Annotated in this window: 11 protein-coding genes; 1 reads left to right on the forward strand and 10 read right to left on the reverse strand. The window is 60.6% G+C overall.

Translation table 11 applies throughout. The features are described 5' to 3' along the window. Nucleotides 1-178 precede the first annotated feature (178 nt). Nucleotides 179-1,039: a MurR/RpiR family transcriptional regulator gene (locus ATH90_RS22505; RefSeq protein ID WP_170039859.1), complete on the forward strand. Its 861-nt coding sequence runs from the start codon at nt 179-181 to the stop codon at nt 1,037-1,039. A 113-nt stretch (nt 1,040-1,152) separates the two neighbouring features. Here ATH90_RS22505 and ATH90_RS22510 read toward each other — a convergent pair whose 3' ends face one another. The 10 genes from ATH90_RS22510 to ATH90_RS22555 all read right to left on the reverse strand — a co-directional run bounded on the left by ATH90_RS22510 (nt 1,153) and on the right by ATH90_RS22555 (nt 12,533). Beyond that, nucleotides 1,153-1,998: a D-hexose-6-phosphate mutarotase gene (locus ATH90_RS22510; RefSeq protein ID WP_025858438.1), complete on the reverse strand. Its 846-nt coding sequence runs from the start codon at nt 1,996-1,998 to the stop codon at nt 1,153-1,155. Between the two features lie 144 nt (nt 1,999-2,142). Beyond that, nucleotides 2,143-3,489, reverse strand: a complete 1,347-nt coding sequence (locus tag ATH90_RS22515; RefSeq protein WP_034109015.1) for a carbohydrate porin — start codon at nt 3,487-3,489, stop codon at nt 2,143-2,145. An 84-nt stretch (nt 3,490-3,573) separates the two neighbouring features. Further along, nucleotides 3,574-4,734: an ABC transporter ATP-binding protein gene (locus tag ATH90_RS22520; protein ID WP_034109017.1), complete on the reverse strand. Its 1,161-nt coding sequence runs from the start codon at nt 4,732-4,734 to the stop codon at nt 3,574-3,576. A gap of 2 nt (nt 4,735-4,736) precedes the next feature. Next, entirely contained in the window at nt 4,737-5,582 is an 846-nt protein-coding gene (locus ATH90_RS22525) for a carbohydrate ABC transporter permease (RefSeq protein ID WP_025858435.1), read from the reverse strand. After that, nucleotides 5,575-6,483 carry a carbohydrate ABC transporter permease gene (locus ATH90_RS22530; protein ID WP_025858434.1) on the reverse strand — a complete coding sequence of 303 codons (909 nt, stop codon included), beginning with the start codon at nt 6,481-6,483 and terminating at the stop codon, nt 5,575-5,577. The genes ATH90_RS22525 and ATH90_RS22530 overlap by 8 nt, the downstream gene beginning before the upstream one ends. A gap of 180 nt (nt 6,484-6,663) precedes the next feature. Beyond that, nucleotides 6,664-7,950 (reverse strand): ABC transporter substrate-binding protein, encoded by a 1,287-nt coding sequence (locus tag ATH90_RS22535; protein WP_098467287.1) that lies wholly within the window; start codon nt 7,948-7,950, stop codon nt 6,664-6,666. A gap of 104 nt (nt 7,951-8,054) precedes the next feature. Continuing rightward, nucleotides 8,055-9,314 carry a D-mannose isomerase gene (locus ATH90_RS22540; protein ID WP_098467288.1) on the reverse strand — a complete coding sequence of 420 codons (1,260 nt, stop codon included), beginning with the start codon at nt 9,312-9,314 and terminating at the stop codon, nt 8,055-8,057. Nucleotides 9,315-9,565: 251 nt separating this feature from the next. After that, complete coding sequence (locus ATH90_RS22545) at nt 9,566-10,411, reverse strand: ATPase (RefSeq protein WP_069078139.1); 846 nt, start codon at nt 10,409-10,411, stop codon at nt 9,566-9,568. A gap of 127 nt (nt 10,412-10,538) precedes the next feature. Next, nucleotides 10,539-11,537, reverse strand: coding sequence for an NAD-dependent epimerase/dehydratase family protein (locus ATH90_RS22550; protein ID WP_069078140.1), 999 nt, complete (start codon nt 11,535-11,537; stop codon nt 10,539-10,541). A 99-nt stretch (nt 11,538-11,636) separates the two neighbouring features. Then, entirely contained in the window at nt 11,637-12,533 is an 897-nt protein-coding gene (locus ATH90_RS22555; RefSeq protein WP_098467289.1) for a LysR family transcriptional regulator ArgP, read from the reverse strand. Between the last annotated feature and the right edge of the window lie 57 nt (nt 12,534-12,590).

Genomic DNA, 12,590 nt, shown 5'->3' on the forward strand with positions numbered 1-12,590 from the left:
TTCAAGGCATCACTCAAGGAAAAATGTAGTAATAACCACAACATTTTCCCGAAATATGCATTCCGAGTGGTGGTGTTCAGCTACCCTCAGTAGGATAGGCCACCGCAAAAGACCACTCATCGATTGGTTGCCACCTTTTATTTGCATCGTCGCCCGAAGGAAAGACTGAATGGACCGCGTGCGAAATCTTCTGGAACAGATCCGGAACCGCCTCGAAGAATTGAACAAGGCCGAGAAAAAAGTCGCCGAGGTCATCCTGCTCAACCCGCAGCAGGCGACCCGCTTCTCGATCGCCGCCCTCGCCCAGGCGGCCTCGGTCAGTGAGCCGACGGTCAACCGTTTCTGCCGTTCGTTCGGCGTCAGCGGTTACCCTGAACTGAAATTGCAGCTGGCGCAAAGTTTGGCCAGTGGAGCGGCGTATGTCAGCCGCGCCGTGGAGGCCGATGATAACCCGGAGGCCTACACCCAGAAGATCTTTGGCAGTGCCATCGCCTCTCTGGACAGTGCCTGCCAGGCCCTGGACCCGGCCCTGATCAGCAAAGCCGTGGACCTGTTGATCCAGGCGCGGCAGATCCACTTCTTCGGCCTGGGCGCTTCGGCCCCGGTGGCCATGGACGCGCTGCACAAGTTCTTCCGTTTCAACCTCGCAGTGACCGCGCATGCGGACGTGCTGATGCAGCGCATGATCGCCTCGGTGGCGCATACCGGCGAGCTGTTCGTGATCATTTCCTACACCGGGCGTACCCGTGAACTGGTGGAAGTGGCGCGTATCGCACGTGAAAACGGCGCTTCAGTGCTGGGCGTGACCGCCGAGAACTCGCCACTGGCGAAGGCCAGTACGGTGAGCCTGAACATCCCCCTGCCGGAAGACACCGACATCTACATGCCGATGACCTCGCGCATTATCCAACTGACGGTGCTGGATGTGCTCGCCACCGGCATGACGTTGCGTCGTGGCGTGGATTTCCAGCCGCATCTGCGCAAGATCAAGGAAAGCTTGAATGACAGCCGGTATCCGGTGGGTGATGAGTTCAACTAAACAGAAATGTGCGGTAGCCCTACCGACCTAATCGCGGCAAGCCCGCTCCCACACTGGAATGCATTTCCGTGTGGGAGCCGGGCTTGCCCGCGATAGCCTCATCAGCTACACCGCTAGACCCCTGCCCGCGCCTGCAAACTCAAATGCGCCCTCTCCCCCGGCGCCAAACTGGCCCCGGCCATCGCCGACTCCACACACACAAACCCCGATGCCTCGTTGAAGCTCACGCCCAACAGCGGTCGGCTGCCCGGGTGCCACACCACCGTGTCGGCGCTGTCGCCTGTGTCGATGCACAGTTCGCGTTGCCAGGCGTGGTCCTTGAGCTGCAACTCGCCCTCGTGCTGGAACACCCGCTGGCATCCGCCCTCCACGCGCAACTCGCCTTCCTGCTGGCAAACCTGGCGATTGAGCTGGTCGTAACCTTGTGCACCATCGAGCCCAGACAGCGCTATCTCATCAACGTGGCCAATACGCCAGTAAGCATGCAAAGCGTGGCTCAATTGGCACGGCAGCTCGTCCTGATGCTCGGTGCTCAGGCGCAGCTCCAGGGTTTCACCCAAGTGCGCGTGCAGGTCGACCTGCCAGTCGCACAGCTGCAATTGCCAATGCAGGCGTACGCCATCGTCGTCGGTGCTGCTGTCGAGCAGCTTCCAGTCGATCAACCGCGCCCAGCCATGGGACGGCCAGGCATTTTCGCTCGGATGACGGCCGTACCACGGCCAGCACACCGGCACGCCACCACGGATAGCGCCGACTTGCGGCCACTTCGCCGCACACCACAGCCAGGGTTTCTGGCCACGGGGCTGGAAGTGCAACAGCTGCGCGCCCTGGCGACTGAACACCGCCTGGCACAGGGGATGGTCGATCACCAAAACGTCACGCATCTGGAAGCGCTCCCAGGCGAACACCGGGCGCTCGCGCAGGGATTTGAAAAAGCGTTGCAGCGGATGCTCATGCATGTGCCACGGTCCTGAATATCATTGTCGCAGGCCTTTATAGGGGCCGGCATGCCGGCCCCTATAAAGGCCATCTCCCAAAAAAAAGCGGATAGCCATGGCTACCCGCAAAATGCGCACAGAGAGAAGGAGCTTATCGCAACAGCGTTAGAACGTAGACTGAATTTTCAGGCCCGCCACCAACGCGTTGTCGACTTTATCCACGCCGCCAGGCTGGACGACGTATTGCAGGTTGGGACGCACGGTGAGCCAGTTGGTGACGTGGAAACCGTAGTTGAGTTCGACGTTGTACTCAGTCTCACGAATAGGCGTGTACAGAGGATTGTCGTAGTCGTTCACGCCATTGGCGACGTTGAGCAGTTCAGAGTTCTTCTTCACGTCATCGTTGACATGCAGGCGAGCGACACCAATGCCGACGTCATCTTTTGGACGCGCGTCGAATGGGCCCTTGTACACCAGCATGATCGACTGATAGTTGTCGACCAGGTTGGTTTCCTTGTCGTGGAAGGTGGCGTTGGCTGCGATGTTCAGGCCGCGCGAAGCGTCGCCGTTGTGCGTGGTGAGCTGCTGTTGGGCAACGAACCAGTAGCCTTTCTTGCTGCTGCGGGTACGGTAGCCAGCGCCCGTGGTAGCCGCATCGTTGCCGTTGATGTCTTCACGGACGTCAGAGGCATCGGCAGCACTTTTGTAGTAACCCACACGGTATTCGCCCGGCAGGTTGTTGACCTTAGGCGACCAGACCAATTCCACCGGGATCACGGTGCCCTTGGTACCACTGCCGCTGAGTTTGAAGCCGTTGCCGTGCTCCAGCTGCGATGGGTTCTGGTTGTAGGCACCGATCTGCGCGTACAGCTCAGGCGTGATGTTGTACTTCACGCGGATCGCCGCCTGGCTGACTGGCCAGTTGTACCAGGTGTTGACGTAGTTACCCACTTGCGAGCCGCAGAACGACAGGTTCTGGAAGTCGCACGGGAAGGTGTTGAAGTCTTCGCCTTCACCGAAGTAACCGAGTTTCACATCCAACTTGTTGTCGAACATCTGGTGCTGGATCCAGAACTGGGTCAGACGCACCATGTGGCCACGGCCGTACACTTCCATGGACGAACTCAGCGTGCCGGCACGCGGGTCGCCAATGCGGTCATTGGAGATGTTCTGGCCATTACGGTTGGTCAACTGGATCTTGGCCTGGGTGTTATCCCAGCCCCACAGCTTTTGCAGATCCAGTGCCACGCCGAGACCGAACTGGTCAGAGTAGCGACCGGTCTTGTCGTCGTTGTAACCACCTTTGGCGTTGTAGCCCATCTCCCCAACGTAGTCCGCCTTGATGTCGATACCCTGCTCGATCAGCTTGGTACGCTCACCACCCCAGTCGCCGGTCATCCACTTCGAATCAGCACTGAATGCATCGGCCGCCATCGCATTGGCGGACAAAACCAGAGCTGCTGCAGCTGACATTTGGCAGATCAGCCGAGTGTTGTTGTGTTGCTTTTTCATCCCTACATCCTCGTCTTTATTGTTATTAAACTGTTTTTATCTAACGCGGTTTACTTTTTTATCTAAAACAACAGCTTATCTGCTTCAACGGCCTTTGAATTGGGCCACATTGTCGGCATGCCCCTGTGCGGGCAATGAAGAAGCAGTGCCCAGTCGCTCGCCCGTGTTGGCGTCGAACAGCAGTACCTTGGAAGGATCGAATTGCAGGGTCAGGGTCTCGCCCACCTGCGGTGCCACGTCGGGTGCCAGGCGGCAGCAGACCTTGGTGTCATTGAGCTGCACGAACACCAGGGTGTCCGGGCCGGTCGGCTCGGTTACCTGGACTTCGGCACGAATGCTCGAGGCACTGTTGGCCTCGCCCGCCGCCAGCATGATCTGCTCCGGGCGCAACCCCAGGATCACGTCACGGTCTTCAAGGCCGGCATCGGTCACGTTCAGCGCCAGCTCGCAACGGGCCTGGCCGCTGTCGAGCAGAGCCACCAGGCGACCGTCCTTGCGTTGCAGGCGCAGGGGCACGAAGTTCATTGGCGGCGAACCAATGAAGCTCGCCACGAACTGGTTGGCCGGGTTGTTGTAGATCTCTTTCGGCGTGCCGAACTGCTGGATGATGCCATCCTTCATGACTGCCACTTTGTCGCCCAGGGTCATCGCTTCGATCTGGTCGTGGGTCACGTAGACCGTGGTGGTCTTGAGGCGCTGGTGCATCAGTTTCATTTCGGTGCGCATCTCGACGCGCAGCTTGGCGTCGAGGTTGGACAGCGGTTCGTCGAACAGGTAGATCTTCGGCCGACGCGCCAGGGCACGGCCCATGGCCACGCGCTGTTGCTGGCCGCCGGACAACTGGCCCGGCTTGCGGTTGAGCAGGTGTTCGATCTGCAGCAGCTTGGCCACGCGCGCCACTTCGGCGTCGATATCAGCCTGGGGCATCTTGCGGATCTTGAGGCCGAACTCGATGTTCTCGCGCACGCTCATGGTCGGGTACAGCGCGTAGGACTGGAACACCATGGCGATGTCGCGGTCCTTGGGGCTCATGCCGCTCACGTCCTGGTCACCGATCATGATCGCGCCGCCGGTGATGGTCTCAAGGCCGGCGATGCAGTTCATCAGCGTGGATTTACCGCAACCCGAAGGGCCGACCAGGATCAGGAATTCGCCTTCCTTGATCGACAGCTCGATGTTCTTCAAGGTGTCGGGCAGGCCGGCGCCATAGGTCTTGTTTACATTGCGAAGTTCAAGCGTAGCCATGATTACCCCTTGACCGCGCCGGCCGTGAGGCCGCGCACGAAATACTTGCCTGCGATCACATAGACCAGCAGGGTCGGCAGCCCGGCGATCATCGCCGCTGCCATATCCACGTTATATTCCTTGGCCCCGGTGCTGGTGTTGACCAGGTTGTTCAGCGCCACCGTGATGGGCTGGGAGTCGCCGCTGGAGAACACCACACCGAACAGGAAGTCGTTCCAGATCTGGGTGAACTGCCAAATCAGGCAGACCATGATGATCGGCGTCGACATCGGCAGAATGATCTGACGGAAGATCGTGAAGAAACCGGCACCGTCCAGGCGCGCCGCCTTGATCAGCGCATCCGGGATGCTCACGTAGTAGTTACGGAAGAACAGCGTGGTGAACGCCAGGCCGTAGACCACGTGCACAAACACCAGGCCGGTGGTCGTGCTGGCCAGGCCCATCTTGCCCAGGGTGAACGACGCTGGCAGCAGCACGGTCTGGAACGGCAGGAAGCAGCCGAACAGCAGCAGGCCGAAGAACAGCTGCGAACCGCGGAAGCGCCAGAACGACAGCACGTAGCCGTTCAACGCACCGATGGCGGTGGAGATCAGTACCGCGGGAACCGTGATCTTGATCGAGTTCCAGAAATAGCCGTCCACGGTGGCCCAGGCCTTGACCCAGCCGATGCCGGAGACCACGGTCGGCCAGCTCAGCAGGTTGCCGGTGCTGATGTCTTCCGGGGTCTTGAAGCTGGTCAGCAGCATCACCACCAGCGGTACCAGGTACAGCAGCACGGCAAGGATCAACACCGCATAGATCGCGATGCGACTCAGGCTGATGACAGGTTTGGAGGCGAGACTAGTCATTACGTTTGGTCCTCAGCTCGGAGTAGAGGTAAGGCACGATGATCGCGAGGATCGCACCGAGCATCAGGATTGCACTGGCCGAGCCCATGCCCATCTGGCCACGGCTGAAGGTGAACGAGTACATGAACATCGCCGGCAGGTCGGACGAGTAGCCCGGGCCGCCCGCGGTCATCGCCGCCACCAGGTCGAAGCTCTTGATCGCAATGTGCGCCAGGATCATCACCGCACTGAAGAACACCGGACGCAGGCTTGGCAGCACCACGCTCCAGTAGATGCGCGGCATGCTCGCGCCGTCGATCTGCGCGGCGCGCACGATCGATTGATCAACACCGCGCAGGCCCGCCAGGAACATCGCCATGATGAAGCCCGAGGCTTGCCAGACGGCAGCGATCACCAGGCAGTAGACCACGCGGTCCGGGTCGATCAGCCAGTCGAGACGGAAGCCTTCCCAGCCCCAGTCACGCAGGAGTTTGTCCAGGCCCATGCCCGGGTTGAGCAGCCATTTCCAGGCGGTACCGGTGACGATCATCGAGAGCGCCATCGGGTACAGGTAAATGGTGCGGATAAAGCCTTCACGACGGATTTTCTGGTCGAGGAAAATCGCCAGGGTCACGCCGATAACCAGGGTAATGCCGATGAACATCCCGCCAAAAACAGCCAGGTTCTTGCTCGCTACCCACCAGCGATCGTTATCGAACAACCGCGCGTATTGCGCAAGGCCCGCCCATTTGTAGCTTGGCAGGAACGTGGAATTGGTGAACGAGAGTACAAACGTCCACAGGATGTAGCCGTAGAAGCCCACCAACACGATGAACATGCTGGGCGCCAGCACCAGTTTGGGTAGCCAGCGCTGCAGTGCATCGAACGGCGAGGCTTTGCTGAACACAGCAACAGAACTCATGGGGAAATCCAATACAGGGAAAAAGGACCAATTAATGAACGGTGTGAAGCAGGCCTGATGTGGGAGCGGGCTTGCTCGCGAGGCGGGCTGCGCGGCGCATCAGTTACACCGCGGTGATGCCTTCGCGAGCAAGCCCGCTGCCACACAAGCCCGTCTCCCACAATAAGCCGCTACCAGGGGTTACTTGGCAGACTTGATCGCAGCGCCCAATTTCTTCGCGGTGTCGGCCGGGTCGGCTTTCGGGTCGTTGATGTAGTTGGTCACGACATCAAAGAACGCACCTTGCACCGCCAGGGTGGTGGCCATGTTGTGCGCCATGCTTGGCTGCAGGCCGCCGGTCTTGGCGTCTGCCAGGAAGTCCTTGGCAGCGGTCTGGGCGCAGGAGTCGAAGCCGTAGGTGTCCATTTTGGTCAGCATGTCGTTACGCACAGGGATCGAGCCCTTGTTGATGCTGAACACTTTCTGGAAGTTTTCACCCAGTACGACTTTGGCGATGTCCTGCTGACCCGCAGCGGTGCCTTTGTCTTTCTGCTTGAACACCGCCAGGGAGTCGATGTTGTAGGTGAAGGCTTTGTCGGTGCCCGGGAAGGCTACGCACTCGTAGTCTTTACCGGCGACTTTCTTGGCGGCAGTCCATTCGGACTTGGCCCAGTCACCCATGATCTGCATGCCGGCCTTGCCGTTGATGACCTTGCCCGCTTCGAGGTTCCAGTCCTGGCCTTTGCCGTCGACGTCCATGTAGGTCGCGACTTTCTTCAGCTCAGTGAGCGCCTTGACCATTTGCGGACCGGTCAGTGCGCCGTTGTCCAGGTCAACCAGGGCTTTCTTGTAGCCATCGGCACCCATCACCGACAGTACAACGGCTTCGAACACGGTGCTGTCCTGCCAAGGCTGGCCACCATGGGCGAGCGGAATGAAGCCCGCGGCCTTGAGCTTGTCACCGGCTGCGTAGAATTCTTCGAGGGTGGTCGGGTTCTTGGTGATACCGGCTTTCTTGAAGACTTCCGGGTTGATCCACAGCCAGTTCACGCGGTGGATGTTGACCGGTACGGCGACGTAGTCACCGTCGTACTTCACGGTATCGGAGACTTTCTTGTCGAGCAGGGAGTCCCACTTTTCTTCTTTGGCGACGTCTTTGAGCACGTCGGTGTCGAGCAGGCCAGTGGACGCCCATTCCTGGATGTCGGGGCCTTTGATCTGGGCAACGCCTGGCGGGTTGCCAGCCACGGCGCGGCTTTTCAGCACGGTCATGGCCGTGGCGCCACCACCCCCAGCGACGGCACCGTCTTTCCAGGTGAAGCCGTCTTTCTCAACTTGGGCCTTCAGGACATCTACAGCCGCCTTCTCACCACCCGAGGTCCACCAATGCACAACTTCAACCGTCCCTTTCGAGTCGGCGGCAAATGCACTGAGGGGAAACAACGAGGCAATGGAAATAGCGACGGCGAGGCGATTAATCGCGTTCATCTGAGTACCTTTTCTTGTTGTTATGCATGCAAGTCTTAGGCTTGCGCTGCACGGAGTTTAAACATGGATTTTTCAGGCGCAGGTAACAAAGGGATGCACAAATGTCACCATCTGGTGACACAACGCCCAGCCCCGATGGCACTGGCCATGCTGGGTGCCAAGGGCAGTGCAGGCAGCACGACCGCTTGCCAGGCATGGTACAGGTCCGGCTTGCCGCCCCAGATCTTGCTGCTCGGTTGATTGTGCGGGCTGAGTTCGTGGTGCCAACTGCCGTGGATACGGTCGATAAAGTGGCTTTCGCAAAACTCCCAGAGCCGCCGGTACCAGGTTTCGTAATGCAATTCGCCCGTGCGCTTGAGCAGGGCCTGGGCAGCGGCGCTGGCTTCGGCATGGGTCCAGTGCAGGCGTTCGCGCACTACCGGGCGGTGGTGCCAGTCCAGGGTGTAGACGATGCCGGGGGCACCGTCCACGGACCAGGCATACTCGCAGGCGCTGGCGAACAAGCCCTTGGCGTCAGTCACCAGCCACTCGGGTGTGGCCAGACCGGCTTGCAGGCGCGCGGCTTCCAGGTGCAGCACCAGCCGCGCCCATTCAAAGCCGTGGCCGGGCGTGATGCCGTAGGGGCGAAAACCATCGGCGGGGTTGTCTTCGTTGTAGCCGAGCAAGGGCTGCCAATGCACATCGAAATGCTCGATTACCATGAACTGATTGCCAGCGGCGTGGGTGTGGATAACACGTTCGACGATCCGCAGCGCGCGGTCCAGCCAGCGGGTATCGCCGGTCACATCGGCCAGGGCGAGGAAGGCTTCGGTGGCGTGCATGTTGCTGTTGGCACCGCGGTAGGCCTCGACGCCGCTCCAGTCCTGGGCAAAGGACTCAAGCATCACGCCTTCCTCTTCACTCCAGAAAAACTGGTCGATGATATGAATGGCGTCGTTCAGCAGGGTTTGCGCACCGGGAGCGCCGGCCACGACCGCAGAGCTGGCCGCCAAAGCGACAAACGCGTGCAAGTAGGCGGCCTTGCCACGGTTACCGTCGAGGGCGTGGGGCGCAGCGAACCAGCCACCGTGCTCACTGTCACGCAGCGGGCCACTGAGTGCGGCAACACCGTGCGCTACCAGCTCGGCATACCCCGGCAAGCCCAGGGCGTGGGCCATGGCGAAGCTGTGGGTCATGCGGGCGGTGTTCATGGTTTCGGCGTGGGCGTCGGCCGGCAACTGGCCCTTATCGTCCAGGTTGCCAAAGCCCTCGGGCAGTCGAGAAGCCTTGGCGAATGCCAGCAGGCGCTGGCCTTCGGTGGCGAGCCAGGCGTGATGGGCAGGCGCGTTCAGCCAACTGCTCGCAGGCAGTGGTTGCGTGGTCATGGGTGGCCCTTATTATTTTTTGTGGGATGACCGGAGTCTAAACAAGGGCGAGGTAGGGGCAAGTAACGAAGGGGATGGGAAATGTCACCGAGTGGTGACATTGCAAACAGTCGAGCGCGACTCAACGCCTTACCTCAATGCCAGGGTGGGAACGGACTTGATCGCGAACACTGCGTATCAGTCGGTAAACTCACCACCGATACACCGCATTGGCAAGCAAGCCCGCTCTCACATTTTTGAACCGATCCCGATCACTGACCGAGCGGCGTCGCTGCCGCCGGCGCATTAAGGCGCTGGTTCAGGTTCTGCACCTGGCTCTGCAATGTGGTGATGTTGCGCGTGGTCTGGATGCGGAACACATCAAACTCTTTGTTGGTGGGCGCGTCACTGTTGGTCGCCGGGTTGTCCTGGGCGCTCTTGAGCACCACGAGGTCCTGTTCGATACGTGCGATGGCAGCGCTCGGGTTGCCTTGCTTCTTAAGCGCGGCCACGTCAGCGGAAAGCTCCTTGATCTCGGCATCGCGCTTGCCTGCATCACCTTGCGCGGCCTTGAGGGTTGCCACAGCGTCGGTCAATGCCTGGACCTGGCCTTGCAGCTTGCTGTTGGCGTTGGACAGGTCAGTGGTGCTGGCGGTCATCTGGGCCAGGCGTTTATCCAGCTCGGTGGCTTGGCCGGCCACGCCGACTTGCTGCTTGCCCTGCTCCAGCAACTGGCTTTCGAGTTGCTTGATCTGCAGTTTCAGCGCTTCGCTGCCATTGTTGACGCTGGCTTCACTGGCGACCACCTTGCCGGAAATATCCTGCAGGCGCCCCGCCGCTTCCTCGCTGATGCGCGCAAAGCTCTCCTGGGTGGCAACCAACTGCTGGCCCATCAGGGAAATCTGCTGGAAGCTCCACCAGGCCAGGCCCGCAAAGGCGATCAGCAGCGCGCCGATCAGGGCCCACAAGGGGCCGGTGCTGGCGCTCTTGACCTTTACCACCTTGGTCGTGCGCGAACGCACCGAGGTGGCGGGGGAAGGTTCGAAATCATCGTCATCCCCGAGATCGGCCCGCAGGCTGGGAACGTTGTCGAAGTCGTCTTTGGCATCGTTGCGCATGAATCAACCCTGAATCGGTGAAGTGGCTAGCTGGAAGGCCGAGCGACGGGAGTATAAACCGCCGTCGCGCCGCACTGATCGACCCGGAACCACGAATTCGGTTCCCGATGTGTTGCCTGTTGTGACCTTACTTCAACCCCGGGTCCTGGGCCTTCCACCAACTGCAGAACTCGTCGAGGGCGGTCCACAGGCTGACCTTGGGCTCGTAGTCCAGATAATGCCTGGCGCGGCTGATGTCGAGGGTGAAATCTTTGTTCATCACTTGGACGCCAAGGCGCGACAATGCTGGCTCGGGGCGCCCCGGCCACATTGCACAGAACGCCTCGTTGAGCGCCGCCACGCTGTAGGACAACCCGTAGGACCGATACCGCGTCACCTGCGGCAACTCCATTTGGCGCATCACGTAGTTCACCACGTCCCACACCGGCACCGGTGTACCGTTGCTGATGTTGTAGGCCTTGCCCAGCGCTGAACCGGGGGCGAGCAGACTGCTGAGCAGCGCTTCGTTGAGGTTGTGCACGCTGGTGAAATCGACCTTGTTCAGGCCGTCGCCAACGATGGCCAGGCGGTTCTTGCGCTGCATTTTCAGCAGGCGCGGGAAGATGCTCATGTCACCGGCGCCGGTCACGAAGCGCGGGCGCAGGGCCAGCACTTCGAGGCCGAACTCCTGGGCACCGAACACCTTCTGCTCGGCCAGGTACTTGGTGGCGGCATAAGGGTGCTTGAAGCGCTTGGGCACTTGCTCTTCGGTCAGCCCCAGGTGATCGCGGCCGTCAAAGTAGATCGATGGCGACGACAGGTGCACCAGCCGGCCGACACGCTGCTTGAGGCAGGCTTCGACGACGTTCTCGGTCACCAGCACGTTGCCTTGATGGAAGTCCTGATACTTGCCCCACAGCCCGACCGCGCCCGCGCAGTGCACCACGGCTTCGACGTCGCGGCACAGGTCACGCACCAGGTCTGCATCATTCAAATCACCCTGGATAAACTCGGCACCGCGCCGCACCAGGTGTTCCACCCCTTCGGCACGCCGCCCGTTGACCCGCACGTCCAAGCCCTGCTCCAAGGCGAAACGCGCAAAGCGCCCGCCAATGAAGCCGCTTGCGCCGGTGACCAGAACTTTCATGGAGCCTCCTACGGACGCAGCTGCAAGCCTCAAGCTATAAGCTGCAAGTTAAAATACGATCTGCAAGCGCTTCTCTTGCAGCTTGCAGCTTGACGCTTGTCACTGCTGATAGGGCACCAACCATTGGCCACATGCCTGGGCCAGGTGATCGGTCAACAAGCCCAGCAGTTGCCCGCCACTGCGCCAATGATGCCAGTACAACGGCACATCGATCGGCTTATCTGGCAATAATTCGACCAATATGCCCTTTTCCAGCTGGTCGCGTACCTGCAATTCCGGCACCAGCCCCCAGCCCAGGCCGGCTTCCGTCAGGCGGATGAAGCCTTCGGACGACGGGCATAAATGGTGCTCGAAACCGCCGTCCACACCGAGGGATGCCAGGTAGCGGTGCTGCAGGAAATCATCCGGGCCAAATACCAGGGCCGGGGTGCGCGCCAGTTGATCAGCGCGCACGCCATCCGGAAAGTGCCGGGCGATAAAGGCCGAGCTGGCCAGTGCGCGATAGCGCATGGCGCCGAGCAACAGGCTGCGCGCGCCCGCCACCGGACGCTCGCTGGCGCAGATACAGGCCGCCACCTCACCGGCGCGCATGCGTTTGAGGCCCACGGTCTGGTCCTCCACCACCAGGTCCAGCAGCAGATGCTGCTCGGCGCAAAAACCGCTGACGGCCTCGGCCCACCAGGTGGCGAGGCTGTCGGCGTTCAACGCGATGCGCAAGCGCTCGGGCATGCCTTCCTCGTCCAGCGCCGGCACCTGGCTTTGCAGGTCACGCTCCAGCAGTCGCACCTGTTGCACATGGTTGAGCAGACGACGACCGATATCGGTGGGCTGCGGTGGCGTGGCCCTCACCAACACCGGCTGGCCGATGCGGGCCTCCAGCAGCTTGATGCGCTGGGACACCGCCGATTGCGACAACCCCAGCACTTGGGCGGCGCGCTCGAAGCCCGCCTGTTCCACCACCGCCGCCAGGGCAGAAAGCAATTTATAGTCGAACATCAGTTTCTCTAATGAGCGATCAGTAATATTGGTTTTTCTTATACAGCCTGCACCCTG

The organism is Pseudomonas lurida (assembly GCF_002563895.1).
In the GTDB taxonomy this organism is placed as follows: domain Bacteria; phylum Pseudomonadota; class Gammaproteobacteria; order Pseudomonadales; family Pseudomonadaceae; genus Aquipseudomonas; species Aquipseudomonas lurida.